The sequence below is a fragment of the Neolewinella antarctica genome (assembly GCF_011927835.1).
Lineage (GTDB): Bacteria > Bacteroidota > Bacteroidia > Chitinophagales > Saprospiraceae > Neolewinella > Neolewinella antarctica.
On the sequence record NZ_JAATJH010000011.1, the window covers coordinates 42,930 to 63,801 of the forward strand.

Here is a 20,872-nt window from a genome sequence, read left to right on the forward strand (position 1 = left end):
TATATTGCCTGTAGGTTAAATTTTTCGGTGTTAATTATTTGAGAGGCAGTTCTAAATCACCACAGCACTCTGGAGGCCGTGTTGTCTAACAATAAAGATAACCAAGACATATCAAACATACAACTTTTAGAGTATACAAATTGATCGGGCCTTTCTGATTGACTATCAACAATGCTTGTTGTGGCCGAAGATTTTAACCTTCTACTAATTAGCTTTCAAAAGATATATAACGATTACAAATGGTAAGCAGTTAATGGACTTAATCAAAAGCAGTTTTCCAATTTATAGCCCCACTTTGATGCAACTTGCGAAGAGTTTTATAAAATAATTTTTTAGCTGATTATACTGCGCAAAATTAGCCACAGGTCCAAGAAAAAATAGGAAGCGTCCAGGAGGATCAAAAAGTGAAAAATTAGACAACTGGTTACGGACTAATTAGCATCTTTTTGCAGGAGATATGGGTTAATTCAAATTCTGACCACTACCTATCTATTCGGTTGCTCCATTAGTAGAAACTTGTAAATATCTAGATATCCCGCTACCATTCTCTCCACCGAGAAACGGTCCAGCGCCCGGTCAGCTACGTAGCGCCGGTCCAGGTCACTAACTTTTTCAACAGCCGCTACCGCAGTTTCAACACTACTCGTCAAAAACCCCGTCCGCCCGTCCTCAATCAACTCCGGCATCGAACCCCGGTTCGTCGCAATCACCGGCGTGCCCGTCATCATCGCTTCAGCGACGCTGAGGCCGAAGGGCTCGTCGAAGCTAATGGGGTGCAGCAGTGCCAGCGCACTACCTAGAAGTTTGTCCCGCTCGGCCGGACCGACGTTACCGACGTAGCGCACGCGGTCGTCATCAATGAATGGCTTTACACGATTGTTAAAGTACCCTTCGTCCTGCACCAACCCAGCGATAATCAATGTCTTCCCCGCACGACGCGCGATGTCAATGGCTTCGGCCGCACCCTTTTCCGGGTGAATTCTACCGAAGTAGAGCAAGTAGTCGTCCGGTTCCTCGCGGAAGGTGAACTGGTCCACGTCAATACCGTTGTAGACAGTTGCCGCGTAGTCCAGCCGCGCATCCCGGTTAGCGTCGCTGATGCTAACGTAGGCGCAAGTTTTGTTGTAGCGCTCGTAGAGGGGGATGATGCGTTCGGAGCTGAAACCGTGCACGGTCGTCACCATCGGTACGCCGAGGTGAGGACTGAAACTGAGCGGCATGAAGTCGAATTGGTTGTGGATCAAATCGAACTCCCCCACCCGATCCATCACCTGGCCGATGTGGCTGTATTCCATGACTTTTACGTCGCCACCTGGCCGTTCCGCGTAACCTGCCGGGACGGTCGCGACCAGTTTACCGGCCGTCCGGCTCGTGCCGGTCGCGAAGAGCGTTACGTCGATGCCGCGGGCGACGAGGCCTTCGGTCAGGTGGGAGGTGACTTGTTCCCAGGGGCCGTAGGCGGCGGGGGGCGTGGCCCAGGCTATGGGGGCTAGCATGGCTATTTTCATGGATATTGGTCTGGTGGTCTGGTAAGGAACTGGGGTATGAGGTACTGATTTCGGTTTTTGGGTAATAACGCTGCTTTCGTACGTACTTGCTTGCACCCGCGACCGCGCCCTGAATATTTAAAGCAGGAATGACGGCAAAACGAACTTCGGCAACGCCTATTCTTATATAAGAATATGCTGAAATTTACCCATTTATTCCTGTTGTTGGTGTCCGCTACGAGCCTAGTCGCGCAGCAGGGGGATGATGACCTACCGACCCGCGACAGTATTTTCGAGTACGCCGCCGACCGTGAAATCAGTAACACGCTCGGGGAGTACAACGCGGCTTATTACCAAGTGGATGAACTGAACCCCGGCCTGGCACCCCGCCCCGACGGCATGTCTTTACGCACGCCGCAGGCGACCCTGGAATTATTCATCAAGCAGGCCCGCAAGAATAACTATGGCCTCGCCGCCCAGGCCCTCAACCTTAATTTGTTACCAGCGGACCTACAAAAGTCCGAAGCCGCCACCCTCGCCGAAAAACTCCATTACGTCATCCGCCAACGCGTCCCGATCTCCTGGGGTGACCTGCCCGACCGGCCCGACGGACAAACCAACCGCAGCACCACGCAGGAAGCCATCGCCGGTGAACCGCGCCGGACGATCAACTTCGGTTCGCTGGATGTCGACGGCCGGAAGGTCACCCTCAGCCTGCAACGCCTCCGCGTCAAGGAAACACCGCCCGTGTGGGTCATCAGCGCCGAAACAACCGAAAACATCGAGGCGCTGTACACCGCTTACGGACCGACCTGGCTCAACCGCGTCATGCCCGAATGGGCGGAGCAGCGCGTGCTCGGCGTCAAGGTCTGGAAACTCGTCGGGCTAGTAGTTTTTGCCCTGTTGTGTTACTTAGCGGCCCTGCTGATTTACCGCTTTGTCGCCTGGCTCGTCGGGCAATCGGACGCCGAATGGGTGAACGACCTGGGCGATAAGATGGCTACGCCGATCAGTCTGGCCGGTGGCAGTCTACTGTTCTACATCGTCATGAACGACTTGTTGAAGATTGCCGGCGGTTGGTCGCCCTACCTGTATAGTTTGCTCCTGGCCGTGGTCATTCTTTCCCTTACCTGGTTGATCATGCGGGTGATCGACTACGCGATCGAGCGGATCCGGGACCTCAAGGTCGCCGACGTTTCCGACGAGGATAACCTCGAAAGCCGTCGTTTGCTCACCTACATTTCTGTTGGCCGCTGGGTGCTGACGACCATCGTCGTGATGGTCGGCATCAGCGTCATCGTCGGCCAATTTCCACAGTTGCGGAACCTGGGCGTGAGCCTGATCGCTTCGGCGGGGATTGCGACCGTCGTGCTCGGTATCGCCGCGCAGAGTACGCTCGGCAACGTCGTCGCCGGCCTCCAGATCGCCATCACCAAACCCGCCCGGATCGGCGACAGCATCATTACCTCGAACGGGGAATACGGGACGGTAGAGGACATCCGCTTTACTTACCTGGTCGTCAAGACCTGGGAAGCGCGGCGGCTAGTTATTCCTTTAAAGTACTTCATCGACCACCCGTTTCAAAACTGGTCGATGAACGATCCGCACATGTTGAAGCCGATCGTTCTGTACGCTGATTTTGGCGTGGACGTGGAGCGGATTCGGGAGAAGTTTATCGGGCTTTGCAAAGCCAACGAGCATTACGATGGGGAATCGGAGCCGAGCGTGCAGGTGGTTGGTTCGGATAAGGAAGCGCTAAAGATTCGCTGCCTTACCTCGGCTAAAGATGCGCCTTCGGCCTGGACTTTGCACGTGGAGTTGCGGGAGGCGATGGTAAAGTGGCTGGCTGGTTTGGACGGTGGTGGGAATTTGGCCCGGGAGCGGGTGCAGGTGATTTCCGAAGGGGAGCAATAATCGTTTGGCGTAACGCCCCAGGATTTATTCAGTAGAGCCGGTTCCCTAAAAAATGCCGGGGCCAATTACGGCGGATCGACCATTGCGAATTATCTTCCCAGCATGGACGAGGAACCAAAGGGCGCTCCCGCCCCCATCACGGACGATAAAGCGTGGCTGGACCGCCTCCAACAGGAAAGTTGGCAATTAGAACTGATCATTAGTGACTTCTCCATCTTTTTATTGCTGGCTGGTCTGGATCCGTTCCTGAGCAGCACGCCTTCCGTCTTTGCCCTGACCGATCAGGCCCAGCAGTACTTTATTTTCGGCCTCATCACGGGGTTTATGAGCATCGCCTACCTGGCGCTACTGATCTGCCTGATCGTCCACGTCGTGTTTCGGGGGCTCTGGATCGCCGCAATCGGTTTGCGGTACGTATCCGGCGACATCGACTACGTAGCCCTGCGTTACCAACCGACCTACCAAAAATGGCTCCGGCGGCGGCTCGGCACGTTTGACGAATACATCCTACGGTTGGAACGCTACAGCAGCGTGATCTTCTCCGTCGCTTTTCTCGTGCTGTTTTGCTTCATCAGCGTGACCGCTTTTTTCGCGTGGATCTACCTCCTCCAGCAACTCGACGGTTGGCTGACTGGCGTAGAAATGTCCGAGAATGGGGTATTCGCCGGTGGCGGAATATTCGGCATTACTGGCTGGGTTTTGGGGCTGCTTTACCTAATTGATTTCTTTACCCTCGGTTTCTTTAAGCGCAACCGCTTCACGGCCAAAGTTTACTACCCGATCTACCGGCTCATGGGCTGGGTAACGCTCGCCAACCTTTACCGCCCGCTGTACCATAACCTGGTCGACGATCGGTTCGGCCGCAAACTCGCCCGGCTGCTGCCCCTGATCGTGATCGGCGTCATGTGCCTGGTTAGCCTGCGGATTATAACGCACCCCTACTTTCCCGGCTATTTCCGCGACGGCGAGGTGTGGGTAGACTATCGCAATTACGCAGACGAAGGTGCCGATATTCGTGGCCAGCGGTTCCGCGTCACCCTAGCTAGTCGGTACGTCCAGCACGATTACGTCGAAGCGTTCGCCAGCTACCGACCCCGCAATCAGGATCCGGCGATCGAACGTAAGTTCCCCGACCTGGATTACGCCCGCTACACCGGGCTGAAACTGGGCGAACCCATCCAGCTCACGCCCATCTACAATTTCGACCCCGCGTACAGCTACGATACTTTGCTCCTAGCCCTTAGCAGCGTGTACCGCTTATACGTGAACGACAGCCTGCGCCAGGACGTGCCCGCGCGGTTCTTTCACAGCGAGTGGCGCGACCAGCCCGGGCTACTGTACATGATCCCCACCCACGACCTCCCCGTCGGCGAGCATATTTTGCGGGTTGACCTGCAACGGTTACGGAACGATTCGTTGGTTTGGGAACGGGGAGATGGGGTTCGTTTTTACAAATAGGTAGTTTGTGTTTTTGCTCGCTTTCAAAGGGAGGCTAAGTGCACGGCCCTACGTATGCGTTGCAAAAACCCCGGCACCCCCGATCCCGATAGCTATCGGGATCGGGGTCCGCGCCCCAGATTTAAACGGTGCCGAATCCTATCGAATACTCCCCCGGATTCGCCGCTCGTCCGAGCCCGCACCGCGTTCGAAGCGCCAGCGGAAGGACACCCCACCCCGCCAGCGCGTCCACTCGAATTCGTTTAGTTCGGTGAACGTCGGTTGGTTAAATTCCGTATTGCGAAAGCGGGGGCTGCGTAGGTAAGCACTTACTGTGTACTTGCCCTTCCACTCCTTGCTCGCCCCAAAATTCGCGGCCCAGGCGGGTAAGTTCACGCCCTGCGCATCCTCGCGCCGCGCCTCGTAGAAACCCTGCACCTGGAGTCGAACATCACCCGGAACGGTCAGTCGCCCACTGAGACTGCCTGACCAAGTGCCGCCGGTAGCCGCGAAATCCCGACCTTCTACCGTGCCTTCCTCGCGAAAAGCGAAGTAGTTGATTTCCCCGGAAAGCGTCAGGCTTTCCGTCGCCAGGTAGTTGGCCGTCAGCTCCACGCCCAGCACTTGTTCTTTGCCGAGGTTCACCGGCCGGGTGACGATCGTCCCCTGTTCCAGCCCGAACACATTTTCCGGCGTTTGCTCGACGACGACCTTCCAGAAATCCCGTACCTGTCCGGCGTAAACGGCCGGGTTCAGCGTCAGTTTTTCCTTGCGGTAGAGCACGTTCCATTCGATCCGGTCGAGGTAGATGGGGTTGATGTCCGGATTACCGACGTAGAGGGTGGTCGGGTCGGAAATACCGCCGAAGGTGTTGATGAAGTAGAAAGGCGGGCGGCGAATCCGGCGGCTGTAACTGACTTGGCTGGAGGTGGCTTCGCTGAACTGGTATTGCAGACTCAGGGAAGGGAATAGGTTAAGGTAGTTGTCATCTACCTCCGGTGTTTCCACCCGGTTTTCGGTGCGGACGGAGGTGAATTCGGCGCGAAGGCCGGCCTGGACACTAATCTTCTCCTTCGACCAGCCGTACTGCCCGTAAGCTGCGGCGATTCGTTCGAAATATTTTAACTCATTGGTCAGGGCGGCAACGGGCCGGAATAATTCGCCGTCGGCTAGTTCCGTGATGTAGTCCGCCCGGATGATGCGGGTTTCGGCGCGGGTGCCGAGCTCAAGTTTTCCGTATTCGCCGAGGGGCGTGGTGTAGTCGGCTTGCAGGAGGTAATCGTTGCTGCCTTCTTCGGTGTCGGTACGGTAGCGGAAAGAGTTTTCCGGGGTGGCGGCGGTGAGCGTCACGTCTTCGTATTCCGGCTCCGACCAGCGGTCGTTCTTGAAGTAGACGTTCAGGGTGCGACCTTCCGTGGGGTAGGTTTTGCTGAAGGTGAGGTCGGTTTGCTGGTAGGTGCCTGGTTCGAGGTAGTCCCTGAATTGTTGAGAATTTTGCGTGGACGCGGGTGCCAGGTTAGGGAAGGAGAGCGCAAAGTCTACGGTCGTTTCGTCCTTGTTGCGCTGGTGGTAAAGCGAATAGCTAGCGCTCAGACTGCTGGAAGAAGTCAGTTGGTATTCAAGCCCGAAAAGACCGCTCCCGGCCAGGTCGTTCCGGTCCATCGCCGTCGTCTGGCGGAATACGGACGGGTTGTCGTTCAGCGTGCTGGACCGGATCAGATCCCCACTCCCGAAGTAATTCGAGTAGCGGCCGCCGACGTTCAGGTAAGCCGAAAATTTCTCCCGACGCAGGTTCAAACTCAGGTCGATTGTGTGCTGGTCGGGAATGCCCGTACCGACGTTGAGCGTCCCGCCGTAACCCCTGGTAGCTTCCTTTTTCAGGATAATGTTGAGAATACCAGCCGTCCCCGCCGCCTCGTAAATGGCCGAAGGGTTAGTCATGATTTCCACCCGCTCTACACTGGAAGCTGGAATGGCGGACAACCCGCCCCGATCGGCCAGCGCGGAAGGCCTTCCGTTGATGAGGATCTTAATGCCCCCGTCCCCCCGGTAGGCCACCGCACCGTCTACCCCGACGGTCACCGACGGGATTTGCTCCAGGATTTCGTTGGCCGTCCCGTTAGCACTCAGGGCATCTTCCCCCACGTTAAAGACTTTCTTATCCAGGCTCAGACTCATTTGGCTGCGTTGGGCACTCACCTCCACGGCATCCAAATCAACCGCCCCGGAGCTTAAGCGCACGGCTTCCATAACCAACCCTGCATCCAGCGACAGCGCCACCTCTTTTGCCGCGAAACCGATGAACTCGAAACGTAAGCGGTAATTACCTTTTGGTAAGGATAATTCCCAGCGGCCGGCCACGTCGGTGATCGTCCCGTCCACCAAAGTCGAATCGGGCGCAAAGGCGGAAACGGTCGCGTATTCCAACGGCGGCCCGCTTTCTGACAGGATGATCCCGGAAAGTAAAACCTTGGTTTCGGGCAAAGCAGTAGCTGGGAGGCTGCCGGCAAGCGCCAGCAGACTCAGGAGGAAGAAGAGTCGCATTGGTGTGTTTATTTGTGACGCCGACTGGTGGGTTGGCACTAGTGTTTCATTTACACATCTGATGAACTTTTGGCTTTCATCGCTGCGCGCTGAAAGTCAAAAGATGCATCCGATGAGAAATGAAGATTTCGCTACGTTTGATGATTACGTAATGACAGCGAAAATTGAATTGAAGAAAATGTATTAATTAAGTCAGTTCTAGCTGCGCTGCTGCCAACGGCGGTCATCGGATGCATCTTTGGTAGGTCGTTGCGGAGCAATGATCTACCAAAGTTCATCAGATGTGTAACTGACGGGATAACCTACCGCGTAGCCCCCGCCTCCAGCAAATAGTCAACAATCCAACCATTCCCCTCCTCGGCGGCGTAGCTCAGCGCCGTCCGGCCGTGGAGGTCCACGACGTTCACCCCAATTCCCTGCTCCAAGAGGTACAGCACGATCCGGTTGTTCCCTTCTTCCGCCGCGTAGTGCAACGCCGTGCGCCCGTGGCCATCGAGTGAAATGATGTCAGCACCGTTAGCAAGCAAAGATTTAACGATTGAAAGGTGGTTTTCCTCGGCCGCGGCGTGCAGCGGCGAACCCATTTTCCGCAGGGCGTTGATGTCAGCACCAGCCTGAACCAGGACCGTGATCATCTCCGGGTGGCCCTCGCTGGCGGCCATCGTCAGGGCGGAGCGGGGGGTGCCCGGCACGTCCGCTTTGGCACCCCGGCTCAGCAGTAATCTGGCTACGTCCACCGCATCTTCGTCGGCGGCTTCGATGAGTGCCGTCCAGCCGTTACTGTTGACGTAATTGACGTTAGCGCCGCGCTCGATGAGTAACAATGCGGTAGCTTCCTGGTGCTCGCTGGCGGCCACCATTAGCGGTGTCCAACCGTCAGCGTCTTCGCCGTTGACGTCCACGCCGAGGCTGAGAAAATACCGGACGCGTTCTTGATCTCCTTCATCCACCGCGCGTAGGAATTGGGTGAATTGCTCGTTCTGCCCCTCGTTAATGTCGAGGTGTCGGTTCACCCGATTTGCTGCCATCTCGTCTTCTACTTCCGTTTCTATTCGAACGATTTCGGCGTTGGGAACCGGGGGTTCAGGTGCTGCGGGCGGCGCAGTTGGGGGCGGGGGCGGTGGAGCGGGAGGTAGCGGCACCATCGAATTTTCGCTTGCTTCCGTGAAGTCGTTACCAGCCAGTCGGAGTTCGTTGTCGGGCTGACTGGAAAGCGTGATCGCCAACGCCATAATCCCAAAAATAATGACGGCGGAAGTGAAGCCTTCTCCGTACGTACCCGTGCCGAGGTAGCCGGTCAGCAGGCGTTTCACCCGTCCCTGGAACCCGCGGCCACGCCCCTTGAAGGCCATTGCCAAAGCAGGCGTTAGTTCTGATTCTTTCAGTTGAATGAGCGTCTTTGCGTACCCGACGCGTTCGCCGGTAACCGCAATGGCCAGGTCGTCGCAACAGTGCTCGCGTTCCTCCTCGATCCGCGCCGACATCCACCAGACGGCGGGGTGATAAAAGAACAGGATGCAGAAGAGCGTTTGGCCGAGGTTAACCAGAAAATCGTGGCGTTTGACGTGGGCCAGTTCGTGGGCTAGGATGGTGCGCAATTCCGGCTCGGCCAGTTGCTCTAGCAGGGTGGCGGGGAACATGACGACGGGTTGCAGCCAGCCGACCGTGAAGGGGGAAGTTACGCGGAAAGAGGTCAGGTAGCGGACGGCCTTTTGCAAGCCCATCTTTTCCTCCAGCTCCCGCAACATCGGCGCATATTTGGCTGAAAAAGACTCCGCGCCGTAGTTTTTGAGCCGTTGCAGAAATACTAACTGCCCAATGAACCTCAGTTGGAGCACCAGCACGCCGAGTAGCCACAGCGTGACGATGAGCGGTAGGTGCTCATTATAATAACTTGTGACGCGCTCCAGAAAATTTGCTTCGTAGCTATTTCCCGTATAATTATTTTGCGCAGTCGCGGGTGCCAAGTCAGTTTGTAAAGCGATGCTTGCGGGTAAGCCCCCCGCTTCCTGGATAACGACGGAAGCAGTTGTAACATCCGCCCCGTAAAGAGAAGCAAACGTCAGCCCCACCGTCAGGAAGAAACCACCCAGCATCGCGATGGACACGTAATACCGCGCCCGAGCACTGTACTTCCGCAAAGCCAGCAAAACCAAGCCCAATCCAAGGGCAAAAGCCGCCGCCTGCCAGAGCGAATGCACGAGCGTCCAGCCGGTAGCGTGGACGAGTTCCGGAGAAAAGAGTTGCTCGATCATGACTGGTCTTTTTCGATTTTTTCAATCAGGGCCTTGAGCTCGTCGAGGTCCTCTTTGCTGGTCTTGTAGTTACCCAAAGCCCGCATCGCAAGCTTCTTAGCCGAGCCCCCGAAAGCGCGGTTGACGAACGTGTCGAGTAAACTATCCTGGGTCGTCTCCCTGGCAATGGCCGCGCGGTAGATGTGCTTGCGCCCCTGGCTCTCCCGGTCGAGGAAGCCGCGCTCTAGCATCACTTGCATTGTTTTAAGGATGGTCGTGTAGACCACCTCTTTCTCCGCAGAAAGCCGCTCGTGAATGACCCGGACGGGCTGCGGACCGTCCTCCCAAAGGATCGCCAGGATGGCAAGCTCGGAGGCGGTTGGTTGGGGATTAGGATCTTTGGGCATAGCTCTATTACGATTTTTGTCGTAGTAAAGGTACGGGTGTAGTCGTAGTTAAACAAGTTTTATTACGATTTTTATCGTAATAGATGTTTGGGGAGGTTTAGCTCAATAGTGTATTCAATAATTTGAATAGACTTCGATGAGGTCTGAGAGGTAAAATATCAGATAGGTAAGTAAGTGGATAATATTGAATTGGCATTCTAAAACCCTCTCCCCCGACCCCTCTCCAAAGGTAGAGGGGAGACAAGGCAGCTCGCTGCGCTCGTCGAAATGTTACAATAATATTGTCTGACTACTCAAGCAGAATGTTATTTGTGCCGAGTATCGTTTCTAATCTAAGGCGATTCCTAGGTACTTGTTGAACGTCCCTTGAGTCTGGCCAATGTATTGGTGCTTGAAAGGCGTTAAGAAATCCGTACTGTTTGAGCCCCCACTAATTACAGATCAAAACCACGAGCTAGTGTTTCCGATAAGCATAATGTTGAAACACAGAGTGAGTGGCGAGTTTACGGATTTTAGCCTTTCAAGCACCAATACATTGATCAGCCAGGCTCAAAGGACAAGAATTTTGTTTCTTTTTTTCCAAAAAGAAAAGCAAAACGGGCAGAAACGAAAGCGAAGCAGAGGTGTATGAATGCTATATACTATAAAAAGCAGCATATCGATACACCTGTAATTTTATTAATCTGGACTCTGGCAACTAAGTATCAGTCTCATTCCAATGAATAATTTTATACCAAAATCCAATATTACAAATCCTACTCCCGCCCCAACCCAGCCACCCCATTAGGCCGCATCACCCCCTTCTCAATCGTAAACAAATCACCAAAAGGATCCTCCACAAAATCCAAATGCCCGTCCAGATCAGCATAAACAATATTCCGCCGACTTAGCGCAAAATGTAACCCGGCAGAAATCCCCAATCCGCACTCATCCAAACACCCCACCATCACCTCGTTCCCCGCCGCGAGGGCTACGGAGTTGATGTGCAGCCCCGGCGTCAGCCCACCCACTTTTTGTAACTTGATGTTGATCATATCCGTAAAGTCGTTCCGCGTCAGGCGGAAAGCGTCTTTCAGGGTTTTCAAGCTCTCATCCGCCATCACCGGCAGCGTCCCGCCCATACTCACTTCGCCCATCAACTCCTCATCTTCGATCGTAGTCGGCTGCTCCAGAATTTCCACCCCGATCGGTTGGGCGGCCGTGACAAAGCGCAAAGCCTGGTCGAGCGAGTAGCCCTGGTTACCGTCGAACCGGAGCGTCAACTTGGGATACTTGTCGCGCATGGCTTGTAGGCGCGCGAGATCCTCCTGCACGTCCAACCCACCCTTCAGTTTGATAATTCCGAATCCCTGGTCAACGTACTGGGTCGTCTTAGCCATCGTCTCCGCCATCGTCGGCATGATGGTGACGGTAACGCTCGTAGCGATGCAATCCCGGTAACCACCGAGTAACTGATAAAGCGGCACGTCCGCCTTCTTCGCCATGATGTCGTGCAGCGCCAAATCGACCATCGCCAGCGCGGATGAATTGAGCCGGCTGCGGAGCGATTCAATTAGAAAAGCGTAGTTCAGCGGGTTTTGACCGAGCAGGGCGGGCGTGATGACCGTCCGGATGATCTTTTCCACGTCGTCGCCCGTCTCGCCCGTCACTTCCGGGTCGGGCGCGGCACAGCCCATGCCGATGATGCCCCGGTCGGTCCCGAGGTAGAGAATTAGGTTGGACGCCCGGCTGATGGTTTCGTAGGCGATCGTGTAGGGCTCGGTGAGTTCCAGGTCCAGGCGCTCGTAGTCGACGGTGGTTATTCTCATGTTTTGGGTGGTAGGCTAGTAGGCGGTAGTTTGGTAGGCGGTAGTTTGGTAGGCGGTAGTTTGGTAGGCGGTAGTGCTTACCGTCGCTTTTGCCATCCTCCGAGCGTAGTTAATTTCGTTATTACTGTTTACGTATTGTTAGTCCGGCTGAAAGAACAGGATTTAGGCTAGTACCGCTCGCTGCCACCCTCCCCGGCACCCGCGACCGCGCCTATCCGAACCTACTTGATCTGCTTAGCAACAAGCGTCACCAATTCCCCGGCACCCCGCGCCAAAACGTCGAAACAAGGCAAGCCCGTCTCCGCCGTAACCGCCGCGCAGGCCGCGTCGATTTCATTGTCTTTTAAGCCTTCGTGATTAAGCGTAATGGCCAGTACCTCCCGCCCAGAGACGACTTTAATGGCGTTAATCTGCTCGTTAATCGAATGCAAGCGGTAACCAGGAAAACCATCGTATTCCTTCCGCGTCGGCGCGTGCTGCATGATGACGAAATCGGGCCGACCGGCGGCGAGAATTTCGAAACCACCGGGGTAGGCGGGGTTCATCAGACTTCCCTGCCCCTCAATCACGACGACATCCGGCGCCTCGTTCCGGTAAGCGCTCACCACCGCGTGCTCGATCTCACCGGCCACGAAGTCGTTGATGCAGCTATCCATGATCATGGAGTATTTCGCGCCCTGCATCCAGCCCGTCTGACCGGTGCCAATCATCTCGGCCTTCTTACCCGCGTCACGCAGTCCGTGGACCAGCAACCAAGCCGTGGTCCTTTTACCAATCGCGGAATCCGTACCCAAAATAGCAATTTTCAGACAGTCTACTTCCTCGATGTCACCACTAAAAAAGTGCAACGTATCCCGGTCCGGCGTCTTACGCACGTCGCGAATCCGCAGACCTTTCCGCTCCGCGATCTCGGCGATGCTCTTGTCGTTGCTGAGGAAATCGTGGAGACCAGAGTCTAAGTGCAGTCCTTCGTTTAGCGCATCCCGCAAAGTCTGCCGCGCTACCTCCGGCAAGCGACCACCGTCGGGGGCCAGACCGATCACCAAGTATTCCGCACCACTCTGCGCGGCGTACGCGTCGGCGAAAGAAGCGTAGATGGGAATACCGTTTGGCTTATTATCTAATACCTGGCCGCTGTCCTTACCCGCGTAGTTCGAGTCGATTACCCCCAGTACTTCGTAGCGGTGGGTAAACCGAACCAGCCCGTGGGCGGTCTTGCCGCTGGGCGTATTAAATGCGTTTTGGCAATAAACAATTGCTTTGCCGTCGAGTGGATTGGTGCTCATATTTTAGTTTCTCTTTACTCAAATTATATATTTAGCCTGGCGGTAAAGTTGTTACCGCTTAGCCGTCAAAATAGCCACGTGCTTCCCTTCCCCCAGAACGCCTTCCTCGTGCATTCTCAGCAAAGAAATTAATCCGGCGGTAGAAGCGGGTAGCACCCGCAAGGCTTCTTTATTGGCCAGGTAACTCGTCATCTTCCGCATCCGCTCGTCGCTGATGTTGTACGCCGCGCCTTTGGAAGCATGAAGCGCGTTCAGTGCTTCCTGCCCGTCAAAGCTATGCCAATTTATGAGGGGTTCGTTAATTCTCGTCTCTTTCATTTTGGCCGGGTCAAGGTCAACGCACTCGGTCAGGCCCCGGCGGAAGGAATACACGATCGGGTTCTTGGCCGTGGACGAGCCCGCAACGTAGCGGGTACTCCCGGCCGCTTTCGTGCCGTGGTGGATGCCCGCCAGGAGAGTACCGTTGGAGACCGGGACGGCGCAGGTGGCCGGCGCTTCGCCCAAGTCGGCGATCAGTTCTTTGCCGATGCCGGAGTACGCTTCGATCTGTAATTGAGCGTTTTTTCCACCGGGGTTCGCGTTGTACCAACCTTCGTCGGCGGCGCGGAGGCTGCTGTGTGCGACGACGGTTTCGTAGGTACCATCGGGTCGGTAAATTTTACCCCCGAGCGCTTCCATCTCGTGGAGGCGGTCGGAGTGGTAGCCGGCGGGGAGGAAAATGTGGCAATTCAGTCCGGCCAGTTGGCACGCGAGGGCGACGGCGACGCCGTAGTTACCGCAAGTAGCGAGCGCTACGTCGTTCTGTCCGTTTTCGAGCGCTTCGGCGACTTGCGCGAAGGCAATCCGGTCTTTCTGCGTGCCGGTGGGGTTGTCGCCCTCAAATTTTAGGTACAGGTTTTCCAACCCAAAATCTCGTTCAAACGCCTTGCTCGGACGCATCCAGGTCTGGCCGACTTCCTTGGCGATGATGGTTCTAAAGGCTTGGGCGCGGTCGCTGGATGCCAGGTTTTTGTCAGCAGCAATGCGGGCGGATTCCCGGGCGAGGGAGCCAATCGTGTTGGCGGCGGTGGTAACGTTATCGCGTAAAGTCATTCAGGGGTAAAGTGGCCGGTTAGGGAATACTAGAACAATTATTTAGAAAAGATGGTGGGTCCGGAAGCAAAATTATTCCGAACTACGTATACAAGATGGACACTAGCGACGCAGATAAGTTCCGCCCGGCTCGGCACAAAGGGCGCTGGCCTCCCGCAGCCCTTTCAAATAATCGTCCGTCAGCCGGAGCCGCCGATCCAGCAAACGGAGTTCGTTACGGACCTGCCGCTCCCGTACGTTGAGCAGCAAATCAGGATCGGTCGCCGTAGCCCGGGCGATTTGGGCGGTGAGTTCATTGAAGTAAGCCAACTCTTCGGCGTATAAATCCTCCCGTTCCGCATAAGCCGCCACGTCCGCGCGCAAACGGGTGCTAACTTCTTCCCGCATGGTAGTCGTTTCGGTGAGGATGGTAGCTTGCTCTATCTCGAGTTGTTCCCGTTCTATCTCCAGCTCTCTGACCTTCAGCCGGTCGTTCCCGTCGTTGGGTATCCGAAATCCTAACCCAACCGAGAATCGCTCCCGGAAAAAGTCATCGTTCGGGCCGCGATATTTAAATTGCAAGAAGTCGAAATACTGTTTTTGCTCGGCCCGCTCCAACGCCAGTTCCGTCTCGATGAGCGACAGATCGTAATCATTCTCCCGGGACTTCGTTGTACTGCCGCCCACGGATGAATCCGCTACGTCTAAAGAAAGCTGCCTGGGTGTCGGGAAGTCGGCAAATAGGAGGCTATCGCCACCCAGTCCATAAGCCGTCAGCAGGCTATTCTCCTCCGCATTCATTTCACCCAGCCGGATCGTCAAATCCGTCCGGGTAGTGCGCAGTCGGATCAGCTCCGACCAGTCAAAATCTAAACTCCCGGCCATCTTCCCGAGGATGGTTTCCCGGTCCTGCAGGACGGCCAGCAATTGTTCCAACAAAGCTTTCTCCTGCGTCAGCGCAAACAGGTCCAGCCAGTCTTCGTAGCGTTGTTCGATTACTTCACACGCCCGCTCCGCCGCGTTAAAATCTGGCATCGACTCCCGCGCACGGCCAAGATTTTGCTGGGCGCGGCGCTTGCCGGGCGTGCTCGGAAGGAGGCGCATGGTGAACTCCTGAGAGCCCGGATCAAAATCCCGCGTCTCCGTCCGGAACACGTAGCGTTCAATCCACGGCATCCGGGGCACGCCCGTGGACGACGCCCCGATTGCTATCGGGGTTGGTCCCGACGCGACCGAGGTAGCCGGGTTGGCGAGAGGGATTAACGTTTGACCGGCGGGAATGGCAAAGAACCGGTCGGCCGTAATCGTCCGCTGACCGTCAGCAGTCGAACCAGCCAACAGCAGTAAAACCAAGAAAAATAGGGGGCGGACATTCATAAGCAACGCAGGGGTTCAACGGTAATCAACGGGGCGTCCGCAGCCCCACTTTTTCTTTCTGTAAAAAACCATTATCCAGCGTGATCTCCACAATCACCTCCCGGCCGTACGTCTCGAAGTCCGGTAATTTCCGGAGCCGCGTGGGGATGCTTACGATCCGGGAGCCGAGGCCGACGACGGTGCCCGCGTAGATGAGTTCGGGGTTTTTCAGGGAGAAGACTTCCAGTTTATCGCCGGTTTCTACGCGCAAAGTCTGGTCTTCGTGCAGGTAGCCGCGGACGATGCCGGAGTGGGGTTCGTAAAAAGATAATAAGGTTTCGTAGGACGGTACGTGCTCTTCTTCCTTCACGGACAGGTTACCGATCAGCCCGTCGGAAGGAGCCGTGACGGCGAAGGGTTGAACGCGTTGGCCTTCGTCAAACTGGGCTTCGGCGGATAGCCGGTCGATCTGTGCCCGGTAGGGGTTGCCACCGAGATTTAGCTCACGTCTTAGGCTTTGCTCCTTCTCCTTTCCTTGCACCTGCGTCCGCGCCAACTCTTCCTTCAAAGCGATAATTTTATCTTCCTGCGGTCGGTAATTAGAAGTGGGAACGGTCACGCTCGTTAGGCCTTCTGACAGGCTGCGCTGATAATCCAACTTACGTTCGGCTTCCTCGATTTCTCGACTCAAACGTACCGTAGCATCCGTCATTTTACGATCGGTTTCCGCCAGTTCATCCTGCTTGCGCCCGCGCCAGATGCTTTCCTCCGACTGGAGTTCCCGAATGCGAAACTCCTGGTCGGCCAGCGTCTCTTTCGACCGACGGCGGCTGACCTGCAACAACACCTCCCCGGCCTTCACCGCCTGCCCCGGCCGCACGAGAATTTCTTCCACGACCACCGGGTAATTGTAGTTGATGGCCGTCTCGTTGCTCTCCGCAAACCCGTAGAAATTCAGCTCACTTTCCACCGGCGGCTGAAAGAGAAAAACGAGGGCGACGCCGACCAGCGCCACGGCGGGGTAGAATAGATTGAAGCGCATGGTTACAGTTTGGTGTCGCGTTGGCGGAAGCTGAGGCGGAGGCCGTCCAGCTCCCCGATTTCTTCGAGGGATTCGCCGAGGGCGCTGACGCTGCCCTTGTGTTTCAGCTTAATTAGGTAGGTGAACTCCTGCAAGTTATCCCGGGAGTATTCTTCGACGGTTGGGATGCCGTTCTCGTCGTAAGATTTGACGCGCTTCGGGTTTAGAAAGCGGACGCGCTCCAGTTCGATGTCGCGGCATTCCCGGTGCAGGATACTTTCGATAATGCCCTTAAATTCATCTCCCTTCGGCACCTGCAAACGGACCTCTCCGATCAGTTCGTTCGGGTTACTCAGCGGCGAGAAACGCAGGATCACGGCGGCGAGGCAGAACACGATCGTCCCCGTCAGCGCCACCGAAAAGCCGAGGACGCCCGTGGCAATCCCCGCCCCCAGCGAGGCGAACATGAAGGTGATGTTACGGGGGTCGTCGAGCACCGTCCGGAAGCGGATGATCGACAGCGCACCGATGATGCCCAGGCCACGCGCGAGGCTGTCGCCGATGGCCTGCATCACCATCGCGGCGACCATGCCGATGAGGATCAGCGCCTGCACGTAGTGCGCGCGGCGGTAGATGCTCCGGGTCGTGAATTCGTAGGTAATCGCGATGGTCGAGCTCAGGACAAACGCAAAGAGCGTCGTGAGTAGGACGACGTAGAAACTAGGCGTTTCGGGGTCGTAATTGAGCCATTCGATGTTGAACATGGGCGGGGTGCTGGGTAAAAGAAAGGGCTGTACCTAACGGGCTTTCCGTCAGAATTATTCCGCCTTTTGTTCGCGGGGCAAGTTCAGTATGGCCACTTCGTGGAGCCGCGCCGCCTCGCGCATCCAGGACGGGCCTTTTTTGCCGAGGTAATCGTCGAGGCTAATTTGGTCACCGAGCACGACGCCGACGGTGATGTCCTTGTCCTCGGTCGTTTTGTAGTGTTGGCGCAGGAGGGACAGCTTCAGCACGTCCGCGCTGATTTTGCGCTTGACGCCGGAATTGAGGCCGCCCTGCTTGGGGTGGATCTCGAAGGCGAGGCCGGCGTCGAGGTTCAGGTAGCCGACGCGGATGGTGGCGTCGTTAGCCTTCACCTGGCCGGGTGTGAGCTTGCAGCCGTGGGTAGTTTCGAGGCGGGTGAGGAGGGCGGCTTCGTGAGCTTTATCCTGGGCGGCGGTGTTTGCGGGCTGCGGGTTACGGCCGGTGCCGGCGGGTTTGCTGGCGGGGCTACGTTTGCGGAAGCCGGGGCTGGGGTTGGGTCTTTTGGGCATGGGGGCGAAGGTACGGGTTTGGGGTCTTTGGTCTGTGGTTTTTGGTCTTGAGTCTGTGGTCTGTGGTCTTCAGTCTTCAGTCTGCGGTAGTGGACCAAAGACTTTATTTTTTTGGTCCCGACTAAGTCGGGACGGGTGCCAGGTATTTTAGCTTGTACGTACCGGCAGCAGTTACGATTCAGAAATATTCGACCAAGAACGAAAAAGCTGGTACCTGCGTTAAGCTAATTTTTTAAGAAGCTAAGGTTACTACTGAAGCCAATGCCGTGGTAAATTAGCCTTATGGCTACGTCAAAACACCCAGTTGGTCTTTACCAGGAGTTACCGATTAAGCTCACCGCCCACGATATGTTTTTCATCCACCGCAACCTGGGTCGCCCGCCGCGCTGGACTTTTCCCGGCGTGATCACCGGCTACGGCTTACGGTGCATTCGGCTGAGTTTTGAGAATTTCGATCAACTATGGCCTTTACTGGCCGAAGGGGACACGACCTACGTCGACGAGGAGTACCGGGAGCGGGCGGGGTTGTACGAAACGCTACTGCACCGCTACGGTCACGACGTTTACAGCGGTAAGCACGGGGCTTGTGATTGGCTAATCGTGGAGACGGACAAAGCACCGAAAGCACCAACTAGTTATGATGGTTGGGCGCAAAGCGGGAACGTCAGACTAAGGGACGGGGAACGGCTGGTGGGTGTGCTGCACTTGCACGCGCTGAGTGCGGAGCGCCTTGGTTACGGGATGCCGAACCCTTTCGTCGGCGTTCAATTAAGTGACGCGGACCGGGGCCGGGGCCTCGGCGGGCGGGCGATCGGTTTACTGGAGTGGTTCGTAAGTAGTACTTACGAAGAAGCTACCGGGGTCACGGCGCATATTTTGGCTGGTAATACGCGGAGTTTGCGGCTGTTTGAGAAGCTTGGGTTCGTAGAGAGTGATGCCTACGCGGGGCGGGCGGGGGAGGTGTTTTTAGTTAAAGAGCTTTAGGGCAGCAGAAAAATGTTATTAAGGCGTACGTTGAAAATTTACGCGCGTATGGACGTACTCGTCAGGTCATCGTGGATCATTCGGTAGATAAGTCGGGGGGCTCTATGCTTACAAAATAGCAAATCAAAATCGATGATTCACTTTGCTCTTACCCCCTACCTTGCACCGGTCCCGACTTAGTCGGGACGCAAAAACAGCCTATGGTCTATGGTCTGTAGTCCAATTACTCCAGACCAGAGACCCCAGACCAAAACCCCTTCCGCCATGCACCCCCAAGTCTCCCTAATCCTAAAAACCTGCCAAACCGCCGCCGCCACCGGCATCATCACTCAGGACGACCATTTTCTTCAAGCCCTGACTAGCTACCGCGACTACTTTACCGCCCTCACCACCGGCCGCGAACCAGCTAGCAGCGACTTCCCCGATCCCGTTGACCAACTACTCGACCTTCTCGAAGACGCCCTCGCCGACCGTATGGACTTGGGGCTAGATGACTTGCTCATCCCCGGTGAGTATCCATCACTCGATCGCCTGAGCGCGGACAGTTTCACCGAAATGCTCGACATGATCGACGAAGCACGGGAGGCGGGGTACACCATACAAACCTGGTTGGCGGACATCAACCAGGTCATCAGCTTCGACTACCGCTGGCTACGGGATGCGCGGAGGATTCGGATCACGCCGAACCCGGTACGCCCGCTCGGTGAACGTTTGCTTGCCCCCGGCTCGGTCGGTGAGTTTGACCCGGAAGAATACGAGGACCAACTAGCCCGGCTCGTGCAGGATTACCCGGACCACCCGTTGGTCGTTGGGGAGCTGATCCAGTACAGCTCGGATAACAAAATATTGCGACGGGTCGAGCGGCATTTGCGGCCCCTGACCGACTTCCCTGCGGGTGAATTGGGTTTCTACCAGGACCGGGAGTACGTTTCTATCACGATGGCGCACGCCCGCGTGGCGGCGATGAATGAGGACGTCGATGTTTTGTATGAGTGCGGCGAAGACCTGTTACGCCTCGGCGTCCCGAGTGATAACCTGATGATGATCGGGACTGCTATCGCCGCCATTATTATTGACAATGGCAACCGGGAAGGCAACATCACGCACATGCTGGTGGGCCCACCGGCCCGGCCCAGTCATCCGCTGGCGAGCGCGCTCGTGGCCGAAAGCTTTTCTTTAGTCATGGAAGTAGGGCTCGGTCAGCTGGGGCTTTCCGAAAGTGAGTTGACTACCATGCGCATGCTCTCCGGGCTAGGGGACGGCGAATCGGACTCCGGGCCGCGCACTTCCGCTCCGGAGTTCCTGCAGGCCTTCGGGCCAATCGAGCCAGTGGCTTCTCCGGCTGATCTACTGCAAGTTCGGGTGGACCTACGGGGGGCTAAACCACCCATCTGGCGGCGTTTGACGCTACCGGCTACGACCTCAATGGCGGACCTTCACCGTATCCTTCAGGCCACTTTCGATTGGGAAGGTTACCACCTCCACAATTTTATCTACGGGCGGCGCTTTTTCGGACCCGCTGACGATCAATTTTCCGACGCCGAGCCGTACCACGATATCCGCCTCGGCGACCTGCTAGTCGAGAAAAACGATTCGGTCACGTACTGGTACGATTTTGGGGACGACTGGCACCACGCCGTCAAGTTGGAGAAGGTGCTTCCCCGAAAAGCAAACCAACACCACGCTACTTGCACGGCCGGCCGCAACGCCGCTCCGCCGGAGGATTGCGGAGGGATCTGGGGGTACGAAAGCTACCTCGAAGCGCTGAAGGACGGGCGAAAGAATGAGTATTATGAGGACGCAGTGTATGCGCTGGGAAAGCGGTTTGATCCAGCTGCGTTTTCGGTGGAGGAGATTAATGGGCGCTTGAGTAAGGTGGTTATTGCTGATTAGGGTAGTTCGTGGTTTGTGGTCTCCTGCGACTAAAGACCACAGACCGCAGACCCTAGACCAAGCCCCCCCCAGGACAAACCGCCCAACCCCCGGACGAACTACCCGTTCACCCCGTTT

Annotated in this window: 15 protein-coding genes; 4 read left to right on the forward strand and 11 right to left on the reverse strand. The window is 56.2% G+C overall.

Going from position 1 to position 20,872, the window contains the following annotated elements:
* Positions 1–485: 485 nt before the first annotated feature.
* Positions 486–1,508 (reverse strand): glycosyltransferase family 4 protein, encoded by a 1,023-nt coding sequence (locus GGR27_RS18890; RefSeq protein WP_168040309.1) that lies wholly within the window; start codon positions 1,506–1,508, stop codon positions 486–488.
* 174 nt (positions 1,509–1,682) lie between these two features.
* Between GGR27_RS18890 and GGR27_RS18895 the strand changes: the two genes are divergently transcribed.
* Together GGR27_RS18895 and GGR27_RS18900 are read left to right on the forward strand one after the other, a co-directional pair.
* The gene (locus tag GGR27_RS18895; protein WP_168040311.1) at positions 1,683–3,401 is read left to right on the forward strand and encodes a mechanosensitive ion channel family protein; all 1,719 of its coding nucleotides are present in this window, start codon (positions 1,683–1,685) and stop codon (positions 3,399–3,401) included.
* 102 nt (positions 3,402–3,503) lie between these two features.
* Positions 3,504–4,859 (forward strand): hypothetical protein, encoded by a 1,356-nt coding sequence (locus tag GGR27_RS18900; RefSeq protein ID WP_168040313.1) that lies wholly within the window; start codon positions 3,504–3,506, stop codon positions 4,857–4,859.
* Positions 4,860–4,997: 138 nt separating this feature from the next.
* On the opposite strand, the gene GGR27_RS18905 is transcribed toward GGR27_RS18900, so the two are convergent.
* The 10 genes from GGR27_RS18905 to GGR27_RS18950 form a co-directional block, all read right to left on the reverse strand.
* Complete coding sequence (locus tag GGR27_RS18905) at positions 4,998–7,382, reverse strand: TonB-dependent receptor domain-containing protein (RefSeq protein ID WP_168040315.1); 2,385 nt, start codon at positions 7,380–7,382, stop codon at positions 4,998–5,000.
* A 302-nt stretch (positions 7,383–7,684) separates the two neighbouring features.
* Entirely contained in the window at positions 7,685–9,637 is a 1,953-nt protein-coding gene (locus GGR27_RS18910; protein ID WP_168040317.1) for an ankyrin repeat domain-containing protein, read from the reverse strand.
* Positions 9,634–10,023: a BlaI/MecI/CopY family transcriptional regulator gene (locus GGR27_RS18915; protein ID WP_168040319.1), complete on the reverse strand. Its 390-nt coding sequence runs from the start codon at positions 10,021–10,023 to the stop codon at positions 9,634–9,636. Before GGR27_RS18915 ends, GGR27_RS18910 begins: the two co-directional genes overlap by 4 nt.
* 755 nt (positions 10,024–10,778) lie before the next feature.
* A complete protein-coding gene (locus GGR27_RS18920; protein WP_168040321.1) occupies positions 10,779–11,831 on the reverse strand; it encodes a mandelate racemase/muconate lactonizing enzyme family protein in 1,053 nt (350 codons plus the stop codon).
* Positions 11,832–12,052: 221 nt separating this feature from the next.
* A complete protein-coding gene (locus tag GGR27_RS18925) occupies positions 12,053–13,117 on the reverse strand; it encodes a DUF1611 domain-containing protein (RefSeq protein ID WP_168040323.1) in 1,065 nt (354 codons plus the stop codon).
* Positions 13,118–13,168: 51 nt separating this feature from the next.
* A complete protein-coding gene (locus GGR27_RS18930; RefSeq protein ID WP_168040325.1) occupies positions 13,169–14,209 on the reverse strand; it encodes a pyridoxal-phosphate dependent enzyme in 1,041 nt (346 codons plus the stop codon).
* A gap of 102 nt (positions 14,210–14,311) precedes the next feature.
* Positions 14,312–15,565, reverse strand: a complete 1,254-nt coding sequence (locus GGR27_RS18935; protein WP_168040327.1) for a TolC family protein — start codon at positions 15,563–15,565, stop codon at positions 14,312–14,314.
* Between the two features lie 25 nt (positions 15,566–15,590).
* A complete protein-coding gene (locus GGR27_RS18940) occupies positions 15,591–16,586 on the reverse strand; it encodes an HlyD family secretion protein (RefSeq protein WP_168040329.1) in 996 nt (331 codons plus the stop codon).
* Between the two features lie 2 nt (positions 16,587–16,588).
* On the reverse strand, positions 16,589–17,329 hold the full coding sequence (locus GGR27_RS18945) for a DUF4956 domain-containing protein (RefSeq protein WP_168040331.1): 741 nt from the start codon (positions 17,327–17,329) through the stop codon (positions 16,589–16,591).
* A 54-nt stretch (positions 17,330–17,383) separates the two neighbouring features.
* Positions 17,384–17,878, reverse strand: coding sequence for a hypothetical protein (locus GGR27_RS18950; RefSeq protein WP_168040333.1), 495 nt, complete (start codon positions 17,876–17,878; stop codon positions 17,384–17,386).
* A gap of 282 nt (positions 17,879–18,160) precedes the next feature.
* On the opposite strand from GGR27_RS18950, the gene GGR27_RS18955 reads away from it, so the two are divergent.
* Positions 18,161–18,862 (forward strand): GNAT family N-acetyltransferase, encoded by a 702-nt coding sequence (locus tag GGR27_RS18955; protein ID WP_168040335.1) that lies wholly within the window; start codon positions 18,161–18,163, stop codon positions 18,860–18,862.
* A 264-nt stretch (positions 18,863–19,126) separates the two neighbouring features.
* Complete coding sequence (locus GGR27_RS18960; protein WP_168040337.1) at positions 19,127–20,755, forward strand: plasmid pRiA4b ORF-3 family protein; 1,629 nt, start codon at positions 19,127–19,129, stop codon at positions 20,753–20,755.
* Positions 20,756–20,872 lie beyond the last annotated feature (117 nt).

Excerpts from the sequence above, each read along its gene's own strand:
- GGR27_RS18890 (WP_168040309.1), bottom strand. The coding sequence starts at position 1,508 with ATGAAAATAGCCATGCTAGCCCCCATAGCCTGGGCCACGCCCCCCGCC.
- GGR27_RS18895 (WP_168040311.1), top strand. The coding sequence starts at position 1,683 with ATGCTGAAATTTACCCATTTATTCCTGTTGTTGGTGTCCGCTACGAGC.
- GGR27_RS18900 (WP_168040313.1), top strand. The coding sequence starts at position 3,504 with ATGGACGAGGAACCAAAGGGCGCTCCCGCCCCCATCACGGACGATAAA.
- GGR27_RS18905 (WP_168040315.1), bottom strand. The coding sequence starts at position 7,382 with ATGCGACTCTTCTTCCTCCTGAGTCTGCTGGCGCTTGCCGGCAGCCTC.
- GGR27_RS18910 (WP_168040317.1), bottom strand. The coding sequence starts at position 9,637 with ATGATCGAGCAACTCTTTTCTCCGGAACTCGTCCACGCTACCGGCTGG.
- GGR27_RS18915 (WP_168040319.1), bottom strand. The coding sequence starts at position 10,023 with ATGCCCAAAGATCCTAATCCCCAACCAACCGCCTCCGAGCTTGCCATC.
- GGR27_RS18920 (WP_168040321.1), bottom strand. The coding sequence starts at position 11,831 with ATGAGAATAACCACCGTCGACTACGAGCGCCTGGACCTGGAACTCACC.
- GGR27_RS18925 (WP_168040323.1), bottom strand. The coding sequence starts at position 13,117 with ATGAGCACCAATCCACTCGACGGCAAAGCAATTGTTTATTGCCAAAAC.
- GGR27_RS18930 (WP_168040325.1), bottom strand. The coding sequence starts at position 14,209 with ATGACTTTACGCGATAACGTTACCACCGCCGCCAACACGATTGGCTCC.
- GGR27_RS18935 (WP_168040327.1), bottom strand. The coding sequence starts at position 15,565 with ATGAATGTCCGCCCCCTATTTTTCTTGGTTTTACTGCTGTTGGCTGGT.
- GGR27_RS18940 (WP_168040329.1), bottom strand. The coding sequence starts at position 16,586 with ATGCGCTTCAATCTATTCTACCCCGCCGTGGCGCTGGTCGGCGTCGCC.
- GGR27_RS18945 (WP_168040331.1), bottom strand. The coding sequence starts at position 17,329 with ATGTTCAACATCGAATGGCTCAATTACGACCCCGAAACGCCTAGTTTC.
- GGR27_RS18950 (WP_168040333.1), bottom strand. The coding sequence starts at position 17,878 with ATGCCCAAAAGACCCAACCCCAGCCCCGGCTTCCGCAAACGTAGCCCC.
- GGR27_RS18955 (WP_168040335.1), top strand. The coding sequence starts at position 18,161 with ATGGCTACGTCAAAACACCCAGTTGGTCTTTACCAGGAGTTACCGATT.
- GGR27_RS18960 (WP_168040337.1), top strand. The coding sequence starts at position 19,127 with ATGCACCCCCAAGTCTCCCTAATCCTAAAAACCTGCCAAACCGCCGCC.